This window comes from Rhodococcus sp. IEGM1428, from assembly GCF_050321865.1.
Lineage (GTDB): Bacteria > Actinomycetota > Actinomycetes > Mycobacteriales > Mycobacteriaceae > Rhodococcoides.
Window position 1 is genome coordinate 1,444,802 of record NZ_JBNQFW010000001.1, and the last position, 16,823, is coordinate 1,461,624.

Genomic DNA, 16,823 nt, shown 5'->3' on the forward strand with positions numbered 1-16,823 from the left:
CGTAACGCCGAGCGTTACGGGGACATTCGCGTATATCGAGCTGTGACGTCAGCGAGCGGGGGACAACGGCCCACCGGTGAGCACGCGGTAGGCGTAGTTCAGCGCAATCACCGAAACTGGGACGGTGACCAGCAGCCCTAGTCCGCACGGTATGGCTCCGACGATATTGATCGCAGCCAGAGCGAGGATCAGCAGGATGACGGGGCCGAAGTTCTTGACCACCAGATCGACGCTCGTCTTGATGGCGTCGAACGCGGCCAGGTTCCGGTCCAGCGCGAACGTCAGAGTGAAGGCTGTCAGTACGCCGAACACGATCTGCAGGAGCGTTCCCAGGAAAGGGATGAATCCGAGCACCACGGTGACCACGGTCCAGATCGCGGCCAGGACGGCGAGCTGAGGCACATTCGTCAGTTGGAAGAATCGGCCGAACGTCGGCTTCTGCGGGCCGACGGTCTCGTCCAGCGCTCCGCGTACGAAAGCCGCGTTGACGAAGTACCCCACGAAGGTAGCGACGGCGGTCAGGAGTATCGACAGTACGGAGAACGTGCCGACGTCCAGGGTCTCACCTCGATTGCCGGCGTCCATCGCAGCAGCGAAGGTCGACGCGAACGTAACCACGAAGGCGACCACGCCCACCGCCAGCACGATGGCGGTCAGTCCGAGCCACGGACCGACATTGGCCTTGAATTTGTCGAAGCCGTAGCTCAGCGCCGCACCGACGTCGAGGCGTCCGGGATTGGGGGCCATCGGTGCTTGCCCGTAGCCCTGGTTTCCGTAATTTCCGTAGTTCCCGGGAGGCGGTGGGTAGGCACCGGGAGGTGGTGGGTAACCGCCGGGTGCGCCGCCCTGGGGTGGGTAGTTCCCGGGCGGTGGGGGATATCCACCGGGTGCGCCGCCCTGGGGTGGGTAGTTCCCGGGCGGTGGGGGATATCCGCCGGGCGGGGGGTAGCCGCCGGGTGGGGGATAGCCGCCGCCTGGCGTCTGAGGTTTGTTCAGGTCCGGCTGGTCCGGATTGGGGTCGCCACCGTATTGCGGTCCATTGGGCGGGTTTTCACTCACGTTTCACCCTTCAGTGTCTTGCGAAGTACGTCGACGATTCGTCCGTATTTTCAGGCTGAGCGAACCGTAGACAGTTCTGTGTGTCAAGGCGTCGACATTTGGACGGTGCGGGGGTCCGAAATGTTCCAGCCCGCGCGCACCGATCGCGAATTCTTGCCGAGCGCACCGGGCTCGGCCCTACTAGGGTTGTGTGTTCCACCCATACCGGGACTATCACGAGGGGCTCGCCGTGGGCATCAAGGTTGCACTCGAACACCGCACCAGCTACCAGTTCGACCGCACTGTCAAGATCTTTCCGCATGAAATTCGGTTGCGCCCCGCGCCACATTCGCGCACACCGATCGAGGCGTATTCGCTGAAAATCGAACCAGCGGAACACTTCGTCAACTGGCAGCAGGACGTCTTCGGCAACTTTCTTGCTCGGGTGGTGTTTCCCGAGCGCACCGACCATCTGTCGATCACGGTCGGACTCGTCGCAGACATGGCGTCGATCAACCCGCTGGACTTCTTCGTCGAAGAATGGGCGGAGCACTTCGGATTCGCGTACGAAGAGCACGACCTTCCTGATCTGGAGCCGTACCTGCGTCCGGTGGATGAAGACAAGGCAGGCTCGGGTCCCGGTCCGGTGGTCTCGGCCTGGGTGGAGAAACTGCAGGCAGCCGTTGTCGAGCGTGGAGAGTCGTTGCGCACCATCGACTTTCTCGTCATGGCAAACCAAGCAGTCATGGGTGACGTCGGTTACTCCGTGCGGATGGAGCCCGGGGTGCAGACGCCCGATCTGACGCTGACGTCCGCTGTGGGGTCTTGCCGTGACTCGGCATGGTTGCTGGTTTCGGTGCTGCGCCAAATGGGTCTTGCCGCGCGTTTCGTCTCCGGCTATCTCGTTCAGTTGTCCTCGGACGTCAAGTCGTTGGACGGTCCGTCCGGTCCTGTCGAGGACTTCACCGATCTGCACGCATGGACCGAGGTGTATCTGCCCGGGGCGGGCTGGGTCGGGATGGATCCGACGTCGGGCCTGTTCGCAGGCGAGGGGCACATCCCACTCTCGGCGACGCCGCACCCGTCCACGGCCGCCGCGATCTCCGGTGCGACGAGCAAGTGCAAGGCCGAACTCGACTTCTCGAACACCGTCGTTCGCGTGCACGAGGACCCGCGAACGACGTTGCCGTACACGGCCGATCAGTGGGAATCGATCAAGGTCACGGCGGAGAAGATCGACAAGCGGATGCACGACCAGGACATCCGCTTGACGGTCGGTGGTGAGCCGACGTTCGTCGCCATCGAGAATCAGGAAGCCCCGGAGTGGAACACCACAGCCGACGGCCCACACAAGCGAAAGCTGGCCAGTGTGCTGGCCGAACGCCTTCGGACCATCTACGCACCGGACGGGCTGGTACAGCGCAGTCAGGGCAAGTGGTACCCCGGCGAGCCGCTGCCGCGGTGGCAGGTGGGACTGTTCTGGCGCACCGACGGTCAAGCCCTGTGGCACGATTCCGATCTGATCGCGGATCCCTGGTTGGCCGAGGACCTTCGCCCGGAGCCGGTGGCCAACTCGGCGTCGCAGGAGTTGATCGACGAGTTGGTCAAGGCGCTCGGACTGCCTGCCTCACAAGCCCGTCCCGCCTACGAGGACCCGCTGGTGAAACTGTTGGACCTGGTTCGTCAGCCCTACGGTGACCCGCCGGCCGACGACGACGATCTCGAACCGGGAGCCGATTCCGCGAACGCCAGAAGACAACTGCTCGAGCGGCTCGATGCCAGCACGGACGAGCCTGCGGCGTTCGTGTTGCCGATATCTCGCACCGAGGACGGCTCCGGCTGGGAGAGCTCGGACTGGAAGTTGCGCCGAGGCCGAATCGTGTTGCTGGAGGGCGATTCTCCCGCCGGTCTACGGTTGCCGCTCCGCGCGATCTCCTGGGACGGTGGTCCGGTCGAGAACCCGTCCGATCCCACCGCGCCCACTCCCGATCTACCCATTCGGCAATTGACGCAGCAACCGCCGCGTGCGGTGAATCCGGCCGAGTCGCGGTACGCGCAGTTGGTGAACGAGACGTCCGGGGTAGGCGGCACCGCCGTGACCGCGCTGGTCGCCGAGGTCCGCGACGGCGTTCTGCACGTGTTCATGCCGCCGATGGATCGTTTGGACGATTTTGTCGACCTCGTCTCGCGCGTCGAGCACGCGGCCTCGACCATCGACACGCCGGTCGTCATCGAGGGTTACGGTCCGCCGTCGGATCCGCGCATCCAAACCCTGACCGTCACACCGGATCCCGGTGTGATCGAGGTCAACGTTCAACCGACGTCCTCGTGGGCCGAACAGAACGAGCTCATGGAACGCCTCTACCTCGAGGCACGCAAGTCCCGGTTGAGCACCGAAGGATTCGACAACGACGGCACCACTCGCGGAACCGGGGGTGGCAACCACATCACCCTGGGCGGGGTCACACCCGTGGACTCGCCGGTGCTCCGTCGACCGGACTTGCTGGTGTCGCTGCTGACGCATTGGCAGCGTCACCCGTCGCTGTCGTACCTGTTCTCGGGTCGATTCATCGGAACCACGTCGCAGGCTCCTCGTGCCGACGAGGGTCGGGAGGAATCGCTCTACGAACTCGAGGTTGCGTTCAGCGAGATCAGGCGACTGACCGATGGAGATCGATCTGCGTCGCCCTGGGTGGTGGATCGGGCGTTGCGTCACCTGCTCACCGACATCACCGGGAACACGCACCGTGCCGAGTTCTGCATAGACAAGCTCTACAGTCCCGACTCCACTCGGGGCCGACTGGGATTGCTCGAGCTGCGCGGGTTCGAGATGCCGCCCCATCATCAGATGGCAATGGTGCAGTCACTGCTCGTGCGTTCGATGGTCTCGCGCTTCTGGGACATCCCGCTCCAGGCACCTCTGATTCGGCACGGCGCGAACCTGCACGGGCGGTACATGCTGCCGCACTTCGTCATCAACGACATCGGCCGCGTGGTGGAGGACCTTCGCGAGCACGGCATCGAGTTCGACACCAGCTGGCTTGACCCGTTCACCGAGTTCCGTTTCCCGCGGATCGGAACCACCGTGGTCGGCGACGCCGAGATCGAACTACGTGGCGCGATCGAGCCGTGGAACACCCTCGGTGAGGAATCGACGTCCTCGGGAACGGCGCGCTATGTGGATTCCTCGGTGGAGCGGATCCAGGTCCAGGTCGCCGGAGCCGATGCGGGTCGATACTTGTTGACGTGCAACGGGGTGCCGGTGCCACTGCTGCGCACCGATCGACAGGACGTTCAGGTCGCTGGGGTGCGGTATCGCGCGTGGCAGCCGCCGAGCGCTCTGCATCCGACGATCGAGGTACAGAGTCCGCTGCGTTTCGATCTCGTGGAGATGCAGACCGGGCGCGCGGTGGGCGGATGCTCGTACCATGTCGTTCACCCGGGCGGTAGGTCGTACGACGGTCCACCCGTCAACTCTGTCGAGGCCGAAGCACGCCGTAATGGCCGCTTCGAGGAGGGTGGGTTCACCTCGGGCAAGGTGGACGTAGCAAGATTGCTCGAGATGCACGCTCGACAGGCGATCGATGTGAGTGCTCCCGGCATGTTGGACCTGCGCCGAACAGGAGTTCACACGCCCTGACGCGTACCTGCACAACAGAACGAGTCGACCGGTAGCGATCTCGGTCCGACGCGCTTCGGGTGAATTCGGTCACGAATTCACCCGGCGTCGGAGGGTGATCGACCGACGGAAGGAACAGCGGCTCGATGGTGCCCGTAGATACAGCCCTGAGTGGAGCCGGCCGGAACGAACCTGTGGCGGGTGGAGCCGGCCGGAACGAACCTGTGACGGGTGGAGCCGGCCGGAGCGAAGAAGTCTCCGGTGGAGCCGGGTCGGCCTGGCTTGCTTATCGGGGTCGGCGTGAGGCCGTGATCGGTCGGGCAGATCGTTTCGACGAGATGCTCGATCCCGACGACAACGTCCGTCCGCATTGGGCGGGGTTGATCGACGGAATGCGCGAGGCCGGTTCGGGGGCCATGCAGACGTTGCAGTCACGGGTCAGCCGGCTCGTCGACGACCACGGCATCACGTACAACCCCATTCCGTCCGGCGGTTCCGAGGCTGTGCTCAGTGCCGTGCGGTGGGGCTTGGACAGCGTTCCGCTGGTGGTCGCGGCCGACGAGTGGGACCGTCTGGAAGCCGGTTTGGTTCAGCGCTCGATGTTGCTCGATGCGGTACTCGCCGATATCTACGGTGCCCAGGAGACCGTTCGGCGCGGGCTGATCCCGCCAGAGCTGATCTTCGGCAACCCGGGCTATCTGCGGACGGCGCATGCGATCACCATCCCGGGTCCGCATCAGTTGTTCATGCATGCCGCCGACGTCGCCCGCGGCTCGGACGGTCGATTCCAGGTGGTGGCCGACCGAACTCAGGCACCGTCCGGCGTGGGGTATGCGCTCGCGGATCGGCGCGTGATGTCGCGAGCGATGCCCGAGCTGTTCCAGGAGAGCAACCCGAGGCCGCTGTCGACGTTCGCGCGTGCGGTGCGGTTGGCACTGCGCGACGCTGCGCCCGCATCCGCCGAGGATCCGGTGGTGGTTGTACTGAGCCCCGGTTCGCATTCCGAGACTGCGTTCGATCAGGCGTATCTCGCAACGGTTCTCGGCTTCCCGCTGGTGGAGAACGCCGATCTCGTCGTTCGGGACGGCTGCCTCTGGATGCGGTCGCTCGGCAAGCTCCGCCGCGTCGATGTTGTGCTTCGTCGAGTGGACGCCGAGTTCGCCGACCCACTGGACTTGCGCCCGGACTCGCATCTGGGTGTGGTGGGCCTGGTCGAGGTGCTGCGGCGGGGTGCTGTCAGTGTGGTCAACACCCTCGGCAGTGGGGTACTCGAGAACCCGGCACTGGTTCCGCTGCTGCCGGCACTCAGCCGGGCGCTACTGGACGAGGATTTGGTACTCGGTTCGGTTGCCACCTATTGGGGCGGTGACCCGAATCAGCTCTCGCACATCGGTAATCGACTGCGTTCGCTGGTGCTGCGGTCGACCACGTCGCGTCGCACGGTGGTGGGACACGATCTCACTGATGCCGGAGCTCGCGACTTGTGGAATCGGATCGTTGCCGAGCCCTGGAAGTGGACCGGTCAGGAAGTACCGGAATTCTCGTTGGCTCCGGTCGGTTCGTCGATCGGAGGGGGAGCGGGAGAGCAGTTGGCGGTGGCTCCCGCGCAAGTGGGGATGAGGCTGTTCACGGTCGCGCAGCGCGGTGGGTACACCCCGATGCGCGGTGGGCTGGGGCAGGTGGTGATCACGGCTCCGGTCACCGATCCGCTCATCACGGTGGCCTCGAAGGATGTCTGGGTGAAGTCGCTGGAACGGGTCACGCCGGCCGATTCTGCGCCGCATACCCCGCCTGCGACGGTGGAAGAGTTGCCGCAGTACGCCGCGTCCAACGTCGACGTAGTCAGCTCACCACGTGTGCTGGGCGATCTGTTCTGGTTCGGTCGCTACACCGAGCGTGCCGAGGACATGACTCGCCTGCTGATCGCGGCGCGCGAACGTAATCAGGACTATCGGTCGATGCCGTGGTTGGAGGGCAGCGAGAGCTTGCCGATCCTGCTCGAAGCGGTCACCAAGGTCTCGCGGACCGGACCGGGTTTCCTCGACGAGAAGACCCGCGCCGACGCGATCGTCGAAATGCGTTCGTTGATGCTGTCGGCGGCACGCCTCGGATCGCTGGCGCAATCGGTGGATCGAATGCAGCAGGCGGCGCGCGCGGTGCGCGATCAGCTCTCGAACGACACGTGGGCGGTGCTCAACCGCATCGACACCGCGCTCGAAGAATTGGCAGAATCCCCGGTCAACAACGGTGCCCAACTGGCCGCGTCGCAGTCGAGCGTGCTGCGGGGTCTGCTCGCGGTGTCCGGGTTGGCGTCGGAGTCGATGGTTCGAGATGCCGGCTGGTACCTGATGGACGCGGGCAAACGGATCGAACGTGGCCTGCAACTGACAGCTCTGCTGTCGGCAACCCTCAGCCACGCCCTCACTCCGTCCACGGAACAGGCCGTCATCGATTCGGTGTTGTCGGCGGCCGAGTCCTCGGTGATCTATCGCCGACGCAACAGCGGCCGAGCACGTCCGGCGGCTGTTGCGCAGCTGCTGCTGTTCGACGAGGGAAATCCGCGAGCGTTGGTGTATCAGCTCGATCGTCTGCGCGACGACCTCGGATCGCTGCCCGACGCCTCGGGTACCTCACGGCCCGAGCAACTCGTCGAGCAGATGCGGGTGCGGTTGCGTCGAGTGGACCCGGGCGATCTGGAATCGGTCGACGCCAACGGTCGCCGGGTCGACCTGATCGAATTGGTGGACGGCATCCACGATTCCCTCGAAGAGCTGTCACGCGTGGTCCTCGCGACGCACATGTCGTTGCCGGGTGGCACGCAGCCGCTGTGGGGTAGCTCGAACATTCGAACTGCGAACGGGGTGCAGTGATGAGCCGTCGGTACCGAATCAAGCACATCACGACCTATACCTACTCCGATCGCGTCTCCTCGTCGTACGGGCGAGGATTTCTCGCGCCGCGAGACATGGATGGGCAACACTGCACGGAGAAATCGGTCACCGTGGAACCTGCGCCGACCGATCAGTCATTCGGGGTCGACGTCTACGGCAACGAGGACGTGTACTTCCACGTGACGCACGATCACGAGAAGCTGGTGGTGACGGCGGACTCGCTGGTGGAGGTCTATCCGCGGCCGGTGGACGAGACCACGTCGTGGCCGGCAACCGCGCCGTGGGAGTCCGCTCGGATGGCGCTGTTCGACCCGACCGTGCCGGCGGATTCGGCCCGGGCATCCGCGGTGGAGTTCGCTCTGGATCTTCCCACTCCGGAGATCACCGACGAGGTGCGCGCGTATGCCGCGCCCAGCTTCCGGCCCGGTCGACCGCTGGCGGACGTCATCGTCGATCTCACGCATCGTATTTTCACGGACTTTCGGTATCTGTCCGGTTCCACGACGGTCTCGACCACCGTGGTCGATGTGCTCTCCGCGCGTTCGGGTGTGTGCCAAGATTTCGCTCGACTGGCCATAGCCTGCCTGCGGTCGCACGGTCTCGCCGCGCGGTACGTATCGGGATATCTGGCGACCGAACCCCCGCCTGGGAAGGAGCGGATGATCGGCGTCGATGCGACCCATGCGTGGGCCGCGGTGTGGATGCCGAACGATCGGTGGCTCGCGTTCGATCCGACCAACGATCAGTTGGTCGACGAGCGGTACGCGACGGTGGCCTGGGGGCGTGACTACGCCGATGTGCCACCGCTGCGCGGGGTCATCTACACCGAGGCGGAGGAGAGCACCATCTCCGTGTCGGTGGACGTTGCACCTCAGTAGCGAACCCTGCATAATTCGATGGTTCGGGGGTAACCGACCATCTGGTCGAATCTAGGGATGTGACGTGCGAAAAGCCGCAAAACGGACAATCGTGTCCCATTCGTAGTCGTCGACACAGCACAGAAAATCGCAGCGAACGGGTAGCTTGGACATCGATGACCGCAACACTGGCAGACCCTGTATCAGAGGTAGTAGCAGCAGCGCAGCGCCTCCTCGCCAAGCGAACCGGAGCTCCGGTGACGCTGATCGACCCGGTGAATCTCGGCGGTAGCGGCCAGGCGATCGTATTGCGAGTCAAAGTCTCCGAGAACCCCTTTCAGCTGCCCCGCACCCTGGTGCTCAAGCAGGTGCGCGACGTGACCGGCGAGTCGGAACTGCATACCGAATTGGCCGACATTGCAGGGTCGAGTGCCTTCCTGCGGGAGGCAGCCTCGTACCAGTTCGCCAACGCACTGGCCACCGACAGCAGGCCGGGGCCGGAACTGCACGCCTACGATCTCGACGCGCGATTGCTCGTACTCAGCGACCTCGGTGACGCCAGCCCCATCACAACCCTCTTGCGAAACTCGGACGAGGCGGCAGTGACCAACTCGCTGATGGCCATGGCCCAGGCTCTCGGTCGAATGCATGCCGCAACCGTCGGCCGTGAGGACGATTTCGCAGCGCTCCTCCGACGCGTCGGGCAGCCCGACACCACGGACGGAATCTCCGCGCAGATTCCCGATGCACTTGCCGAGGTTCCCCAATTGTTAGCCGGCCTGCCGGGGGTGGGTCCCACCCCGGATGCACTTCTCGATCGCGTATCTCGCAGCGGAAGGCTGTTCGCGCACGGCGCTTTCCGCGCATTCAGCCCGTCCGATCTGTGTCCCGACAACATCATCGTCAACGACGAAGGTGTCCGTTTTCTCGATTACGAGTGGGGCGGATTCCGCGACGCCACCCTCGATATCACCTATGCCCTGGCCTCGTTCCCGGGGTGCCTGTGCAGCTTCGAGCTCACGCACGAACGTGAGCAGGCGATGATCGATGCATGGCGTTCGGAGGTCGTCGGGATCTGGCCTGCACTGGCCGACGACACCGCCCTGGCGAGCAAGATCCTCGACGCGCGGCTGATCTGGGTATGGCTGACCACGTGCTGGTTCCTGCCCGACGACCACACGCGCATCGCCGCGGCACGGGCGCACCACCTGTCGGTTCCACGGTCGCAAGCTCTCGTTTCTCGGTGGGCGGTACTGGCCGACAGTGCCGAGCGTGCCGGTGAGACCGGCATCGCCGAGTACGCAGCATCGGTCGCGACCGCGTTGCGGGCGAAGTGGGAGCGGTAACCACGACGTCGTTCGCATTCTCGACAGCGCGATCGGTAGCGTTCGACCGGTGAGTGGCGGCTTCGGAAGTGACATGTCGGGCAATGATGTTTCGAGCAGCGACGACCCCGGCGATGGGCTCTTCGACACCCCAGCACCCCCGGAGACGACGATCGCCGAGTCGCGCCCGACATCGACCTACGTCCGGCCCGACGCGCCGCTGGCGGTGAGAATGCGTCCGACGACCCTCGACGAGGTGGTCGGACAATCTCATCTGCTGGCTCCCGGGGCGCCGCTGCGTCGGCTCGTCGAGGGATCCGGTGCGTCCTCGGTGATGCTCTACGGTCCGCCGGGAACCGGAAAGACGACGCTCGCGTCGTTGATCTCCGGGGCCACCGGACGCAAGTTCGAGGCGTTGTCGGCCCTGTCGGCAGGCGTGAAGGAAGTGCGTAACGTCATCGAACTCGCGCGACGCCGGTTGCTCTCGGGTGAACAGACGGTGCTGTTCATCGACGAGGTGCACCGCTTCTCGAAGACGCAGCAGGACGCGTTGCTCGCAGCCGTCGAGAATCGAATCGTGTTGCTGGTGGCGGCGACCACCGAGAACCCGTCGTTCTCGGTGGTGTCGCCTCTGCTGTCGCGGTCGCTGGTGTTGCAGTTGCAGCCGCTGGGGACCGAGGACATCGAGTTGCTGTTGACCCGCGCCGCCAACGACCCGCGTGGGCTGGACGGGGCGGTGACCATCGCCGAGGACGCGATGGACCACCTCGTGCGGCTCGCGGCCGGGGACGCCCGCCGAGCGTTGACGGCCCTCGAGGCGGCAGCGGGTGCCGCAACCGACGGAACGCTGGACCTCGCGACGGTCGAGGCCAGTGTCGACAAGGCCGCCGTGCGCTACGACCGCGACGGCGACCAGCACTACGACGTCATCAGTGCGTTCATCAAGTCGATCAGAGGGTCCGACGTCGATGCCGCGCTGCACTATCTGGCGCGCATGATCACTGCAGGCGAGGACGCGCGGTTCATCGCTCGACGGTTGGTGGTGCACGCCAGCGAGGACATCGGGATGGCCGATCCGACTGCATTGCAGACGGCGACGGCCGCGGCGAACGCCGTGCAGATGATCGGCATGCCCGAGGCGCGGTTGGCGCTTGCGCAGGCCACGATCCACTTGGCCACCGCGCCGAAATCGGGTGCAGTGATCGCAGCTCTCGGTGCGGCCATGGCCGATGTAGCGGCCGGAAAGTCGGGATCGGTGCCGCCGCATCTCCGCGACGGTCACTACAAGGGAGCCCAGGGGTTGGGGAATGCCGTCGGGTATCGGTATCCGCACAGCAGTCCCGGCGGGGTCCTCGGTCAGCAATATCCTCCGGACGAGTTGGTCGGTGTGAACTACTACGAGCCCACCGAGCACGGTGCCGAGCGCGAAATTGCGACCAGGGTGGGCAAACTCCGTCGGATCATCCGGGGCCGATAGGCCCTCGAGTCGGCACGGGGTCCGACGACGCTAACCTGTATCCGTGCAGACCCATGAGATCCGCAGGCGTTTCCTCGACCATTTCGTGAAGGCGGGGCACACCGAAGTACCCAGTGCATCGTTGATTCTCGACGACCCGAACCTGCTGTTCGTCAATGCCGGCATGGTTCCCTTCGTGCCGTTCTTCCTCGGTCAGCAGACGCCCCCGTACAAGACGGCGACGAGTGTCCAGAAATGCGTCCGCACCCTCGACATCGAGAACGTGGGTATCACTACCCGCCACAACACGTTCTTTCAGATGGCCGGCAACTTCTCGTTCGGCGACTACTTCAAGCGCGACGCGATTCGGCACGCCTGGTCGTTGTTGACCGACAGTGTGGAGGACGGCGGATACGGGTTCGACCCCGAGCGGATCTGGGCCACTGCATATCTCGACGACGACGAGGCGATCGAACTCTGGAAGGAAATCGCCGGGCTGCCCGACGAGCGAATTCAACGCCGCGGAATGGCCGACAACTACTGGTCCATGGGCATTCCGGGACCCTGCGGCCCGTGCTCAGAGATCTACTACGACCGCGGACCCGAGTTCGGTGCCGAGGGCGGTCCTGAGGCCGACGAGGATCGGTACATCGAGATCTGGAACCTCGTGTTCATGCAGAACGAACGCGGCAAGGGGATCAGCAAGGACGACTTCGAGATCCTCGGTCCGCTGCCGAAGCAGAACATCGACACCGGCATGGGCGTCGAGCGCGTCGCGTTTCTGCTGCAGGGAGTGGACAACGTCTACGAGACCGACCTCGTTCGACCGGTGATCGCCAAGGCCGAGGAACTCTCGGGACGCGCATACGGTGCGAATCACGACGACGACGTGCGCTTCCGCGTCATCGCCGATCACGCACGCACCGCTGCGCTGCTCATCTCCGACGGCGTCAACCCCGGCAACGACGGTCGCGGCTACGTGCTGCGCCGGTTGCTACGCCGCATCGTGCGCTCGGCGCGTCTGCTCGGTGCGCCCGACGAGACGATGGCGCAGTTCGTCACTGTCGTGCGCGACACGATGGCGGAGTCCTACCCGAACCTGGTCACCGACTTCGACCGCATTCTGACCGTCGCAGTGGGGGAGGAGACGGCATTCCTCAAGACGCTCACCTCGGGTTCGCGATTGTTCGAGGGCGCGGCAGAGGCGGTCAAGGCGTCGGGCGCGAAAAAGATCGGCGGTGCCGAAGCGTTCGCCCTGCACGACACCTACGGCTTCCCGATCGATCTGACGCTCGAAATGGCCGCCGAGGCGGGTCTTTCGGTCGACGAGGACGGTTTCCGGTCGTTGATGGCCGAGCAGCGCAACCGAGCCAAGGACGACGCCCGTGCGCGCAAACATGCGCACGCCGATCTCACGGTCTATCGGGATTTTGTCGACGGTTCACCGACGGAATTCACCGGATTCGACGAACTCGGTTCCGAGGCAACGGTATTGGCCTTGATCTCGAACGGAGTTCGCGTTCCGACCGCAGTTGCGGGCGAGAGCATCGAGATCATCCTCGACCGCAGCCCGCTCTACGCCGAATCCGGTGGACAGATCGCCGATATCGGCACCATCACCGCGCCTGGCCTCGAGGTCAAGGTCAACGACGTACAGAAGATCGCCAAGAAGGTCTGGACGCACAAGTCGGTGGTCGAGTCGGGTCAGATCACCGAGGGCGACACCGTCCACGTCGACGTCGACCACGCCTGGCGCAAAGGTGCGACTCAAGGTCACTCGGGTACCCATATGGTGCATGCGGCACTGCGACAGGTTCTCGGGCCGAACGCGACGCAGGCGGGATCGCTCAACAAGCCCGGCTACCTCCGGTTCGACTTCTCGTGGCAGGGCGCGCTCTCGGAGGCGCAGCGCGACGACATCGAGAACGTCGCCAACGATGCGGTGGGCTCCGATTTCGCGGTCAACACCCTGGTCACCGACCTCGACAGTGCCAAGAAGATGGGCGCGATGGCCCTGTTCGGCGAGAACTACGGCGACGAAGTGCGCGTCGTCGAGATCGGCGGACCGTTCTCGATGGAACTGTGCGGTGGTACGCACGTGCAGCACTCGTCGCAGATCGGCCCGGTCACCATCCTGGGTGAATCGTCGGTCGGGTCCGGCGTGCGCCGCGTGGAGGCATTCGTCGGTCTCGATTCGTACCGCTATCTCGCCAAGGAACGCGCGTTGCTCGCAGGCATCGCGTCGTCGCTCAAGGTGCCTTCCGAGGAAGTGCCCGCGCGCATCGAGAACCTGGTCGAGCGTCTTCGCGTCGCCGAGAAGGAGCTCGACGCGGTCAAGGCGGCGGCGGTACTGGCCTCGGCGGGCGAGTTCGTCGGAAAGGCCGAGCGGTTCGGCGATGTTCGCGCGGTGGTCGCGCAGGCACCCGAGGGTGTCGGCGGCAACGACCTGCGCACCTTGGTGACCGATATTCGTGGACGCCTCGGTGCGGATCCGGCCGTCGTGGTGCTGTTCGGCACGGTCGGCGGCAAGGTCCCGTTCGTGGTGTCGACCAACAAGGCTGCCCAGGATGCGGGGGTCGCCGCCGGTGACCTGGTGGCGGCCTTCGGTCCGAGCATCGGTGGCCGAGGTGGCGGTAAGCCCGAACTGGCGCAGGGGTCGGGGTCGGACGTCGCCGGAATCGCCGCCGGTATCGACGCTGCCCGGGCCCGACTGTCCGAACTCACGTCTCGCTGACGAGTATGGCCAACCTGGGGCGTGGCCCCGATCGGCCCGGCGTCGACGATCCGGGCCGGGGCCGGCGAATCGGTATCGACGTCGGCAGCGTTCGTATCGGAATCGCGTCCAGCGATCCCGACGGTGTGCTCGCGACGCCGGTCGAGACGGTGCCGCGCTCGAAGATCAAGGGTCCCGATGCCCCGGACGTGGTACGCGTCGCGGAGATCGTTGCCGAGTACGAGGCCGTCGAGATCGTGATCGGCCTACCCCGCACACTTCGCGGTGAGCGCGGCAGTGCCGTCGATGCCGCCGAGAGATTCGGGCGTTCCCTGCACAGACGGTTGGGCGACGTGCCGATTCGAATGGCCGACGAGCGACTGACTACCGTGAGTGCGTCGCGTGCACTACGGGACAGCGGTGTGCGGGCCAAGAATCAACGATCGGTGATCGATCAGGCTGCGGCGGTGGCGATATTGCAGGGCTGGCTCGACGAGCGCCGTGCCGTGTCGACTCGCGGTGCTGCCGATCGCGCGGTCTCGGATGACGCGGTCTCGGATCACGCAGGGACGAATTCAGGATCGACGGAGGTCGACGAGTGAACAACCATGGGTCCTTCGATCGGGACCGGCGACATGCGCGCTCCGACGAGGCGCACACCGATCCGATCGGGTATCGCGTGGACGAGGGCAGCGACTTCGATCGCCGTATGAACGTCCGTCCGCGGCCGCCGCAACGGCACGAACCGCACCCCACGCCTGCGCCTGGCGCAGATCGCGAACGCGACCGTACTGCGCGCTCGGATTCCGAGCGCGGCGCGGAGCCGCGGGAGGTGGGCCGCAGCCGTGCCGCGAGCCGCAGGGACCGTGCCGCGTCCACTCGCAAGCGTCGCGGCCGGATCGTGGCATTGGCGCTCGGGTTGGTGCTGATCGTCGCAGTTGCAGGCGGAGGGTATTTCGCAGTGAGCAAATTCGGTAATCGCACGACCCCGAACGCAGACTTCGCGGCCGGGTCCTCCGGTGACGGCGTCGTGATTCAGGTTCATCCCAACGACACCGCCCAACAAATCGGTACCGAGGCAGCGGACAAGGGTGTCGTCGCCAGCTCGGGGGCATTCCTCGAAGCTGCGATTGCGAACAACGCCATCACCTCGGTTCAGCCGGGCTTCTATCTGCTCACCAGTAACGTGCCCGCCTCGCGAGCGGTGAGCGAACTGGTGGACCCCGCCTCCCGGGTGGGAAACATGGTCATCTCGGAGGGACGTCAGCTGCACGACGCGCGCGACGTGAACACCGGTGCCGTCAAGAAGGGCATCTACACGCTGATCTCCGAGGCGAGCTGCGTGGATCGATCGGGGAGCGGCACTCCCGCATGCGTGAGCTACGACGACCTCAATGCGGCCGGAGCCGTGGACGACCCGGCGGCCCTCGGCGTTCCCGCCTGGGCTACCGATCGCGTCGAGGGAGTTCCGGACCGAGATCGTCAGCTCGAAGGCCTGATCGCAGCGGGAACCTGGGATTTCGATCCCAGTGCTGCACCCGCCGACATCTTGAAGCAGCTGGTGTCCGAGAGTGCCACTCGCTACGAGGACACCGGGATTCTCACCGCGGGCGCCAACTCCGGGCTCACTCCGTACGACACTCTGGTTGCTGCATCTCTCGTCGAGCGGGAGTCCCTGCCGCAGGATTTCAGCAAGGTGGCCCGGGTGATTCTCAACCGGCTCGCGGTGCCGCAGAAACTCGAGTTCGACTCGACGGTCAACTACTCGCTCGACACGACCGAGGTGGCCACCACCGACGCCGACCGGGCGCGCGTGACTCCGTGGAACACCTACGCCAGCGAAGGGTTGCCGGCAACGCCGATCTCCTCACCGAGTATCGGTGCGGTGCAAGCCGTCGAGGCGCCCGCCGACGGTGATTGGTTATACTTCGTGACCATCAATCAGGCGGGTGAAACGCTGTTCACTCGAAGCTACGAGGAACACCTCGCGAACATCGCGAAGGTCGAACCGGGCTTCCTCGACAGCGGGCGCTGACGTGCGGGCCGCAGTCCTCGGAAGCCCCGTCGAACACTCGAAATCGCCGCTACTGCACCGCGCTGCGTACCGCGCCCTCGGTCTCGACGGCTGGACGTACGACCGAATCGAGTGCACCGGTGAGCAGCTGCCGGGCATGCTCGACGGTTTCGGTCCCGAATGGGTCGGGGTGTCCGTCACGATGCCAGGCAAGGTCGCTGCCTTGAACTACGCCGGCGAACGCACCGAACGGGCGGTGTTGGCCGGCTCGGCGAACACACTGGTGCGCACGGCTTCGGGCTGGCGGGCCGACTGCACCGATGTGGACGGAATCGTGGGTGCCCTACGCGGTGCGGGGGTCCTCGACCTTTCGGGCAGTTCCGTGACGGTGGTCGGAGCCGGTGGAACGTCACGGCCGGCGATCGTCGCATTGGCCGGGTTGGGGGCTGCCGCCGTCACCGTCGTCGCGCGCTCGGCCGGCCGGGCGTCGGACACACTTCGGTGCGCAGTCTCCGCAGGACTGCGCGCGGAGTTCGCAGACATGACCGATCCCCGTCTAGATGCCATCGCGAGTGCATCGGCCGTGCTGGTCAGCACTGTGCCTGCGGCCGGAGCCGCGCACATCGCTACTGCACTCGCTCATGCGCCGTTGGTGCTCGACGCCATCTACGATCCTTGGCCGACGCCGCTGGCAGCCGCGGTGGAGCTGGCCGGTGGAACTGTTGTCGGTGGCCTGGCGATGCTGCTCGAGCAGGCGTACGGGCAAGTCGAGCAGTTCACCGGCGAGCCGGCACCTCGTGCGGTCATGCGTGCTGCATTGGCCACTGCCGAGTGAGTACGACTTCCCGATAGTCCACAGCCAGCGGGTTGTCCACAGGGCAATCCGCGATCAGGTGTTTTCCCGTGGCCG

At 65.3% G+C, this 16,823-nt stretch carries 10 protein-coding genes; 9 read left to right on the forward strand and 1 reads right to left on the reverse strand.

What is annotated here, in order from left to right; genetic code table 11:
- Positions 1-48 precede the first annotated feature (48 nt).
- A complete protein-coding gene (locus ACQR3T_RS06795) occupies positions 49-1,059 on the reverse strand; it encodes a hypothetical protein (RefSeq protein WP_428692835.1) in 1,011 nt (336 codons plus the stop codon).
- 229 nt (positions 1,060-1,288) lie between these two features.
- Here ACQR3T_RS06795 and ACQR3T_RS06800 point away from each other — a divergent pair, with 229 nt between their 5' ends.
- The 9 genes from ACQR3T_RS06800 (at position 1,289) to ACQR3T_RS06840 (ending at position 16,748) form a co-directional block, all read left to right on the forward strand.
- A complete protein-coding gene (locus tag ACQR3T_RS06800; protein ID WP_428692836.1) occupies positions 1,289-4,678 on the forward strand; it encodes a DUF2126 domain-containing protein in 3,390 nt (1,129 codons plus the stop codon).
- Between the two features lie 125 nt (positions 4,679-4,803).
- The gene (locus tag ACQR3T_RS06805; RefSeq protein ID WP_428692837.1) at positions 4,804-7,527 is read left to right on the forward strand and encodes a circularly permuted type 2 ATP-grasp protein; all 2,724 of its coding nucleotides are present in this window, start codon (positions 4,804-4,806) and stop codon (positions 7,525-7,527) included.
- Complete coding sequence (locus tag ACQR3T_RS06810) at positions 7,527-8,426, forward strand: transglutaminase family protein (protein ID WP_037173849.1); 900 nt, start codon at positions 7,527-7,529, stop codon at positions 8,424-8,426. Before ACQR3T_RS06805 ends, ACQR3T_RS06810 begins: the two co-directional genes overlap by 1 nt.
- Before the next feature lie 155 nt (positions 8,427-8,581).
- Positions 8,582-9,751, forward strand: a complete 1,170-nt coding sequence (locus ACQR3T_RS06815; protein ID WP_428692838.1) for a kinase — start codon at positions 8,582-8,584, stop codon at positions 9,749-9,751.
- Between the two features lie 73 nt (positions 9,752-9,824).
- Positions 9,825-11,207: a replication-associated recombination protein A gene (locus tag ACQR3T_RS06820; RefSeq protein ID WP_032377792.1), complete on the forward strand. Its 1,383-nt coding sequence runs from the start codon at positions 9,825-9,827 to the stop codon at positions 11,205-11,207.
- A 43-nt stretch (positions 11,208-11,250) separates the two neighbouring features.
- On the forward strand, positions 11,251-13,920 hold the full coding sequence (gene alaS, locus ACQR3T_RS06825; RefSeq protein ID WP_428692839.1) for an alanine--tRNA ligase: 2,670 nt from the start codon (positions 11,251-11,253) through the stop codon (positions 13,918-13,920).
- Between the two features lie 5 nt (positions 13,921-13,925).
- On the forward strand, positions 13,926-14,501 hold the full coding sequence (ruvX, locus tag ACQR3T_RS06830; RefSeq protein ID WP_032403347.1) for a Holliday junction resolvase RuvX: 576 nt from the start codon (positions 13,926-13,928) through the stop codon (positions 14,499-14,501).
- Complete coding sequence (locus ACQR3T_RS06835) at positions 14,498-15,934, forward strand: endolytic transglycosylase MltG (protein WP_428692840.1); 1,437 nt, start codon at positions 14,498-14,500, stop codon at positions 15,932-15,934. Before ruvX ends, ACQR3T_RS06835 begins: the two co-directional genes overlap by 4 nt.
- A gap of 1 nt (position 15,935) precedes the next feature.
- Positions 15,936-16,748 carry a shikimate dehydrogenase gene (locus ACQR3T_RS06840; RefSeq protein WP_428692841.1) on the forward strand — a complete coding sequence of 271 codons (813 nt, stop codon included), beginning with the start codon at positions 15,936-15,938 and terminating at the stop codon, positions 16,746-16,748.
- The last annotated feature ends 75 nt before the right edge of the window (positions 16,749-16,823 follow it).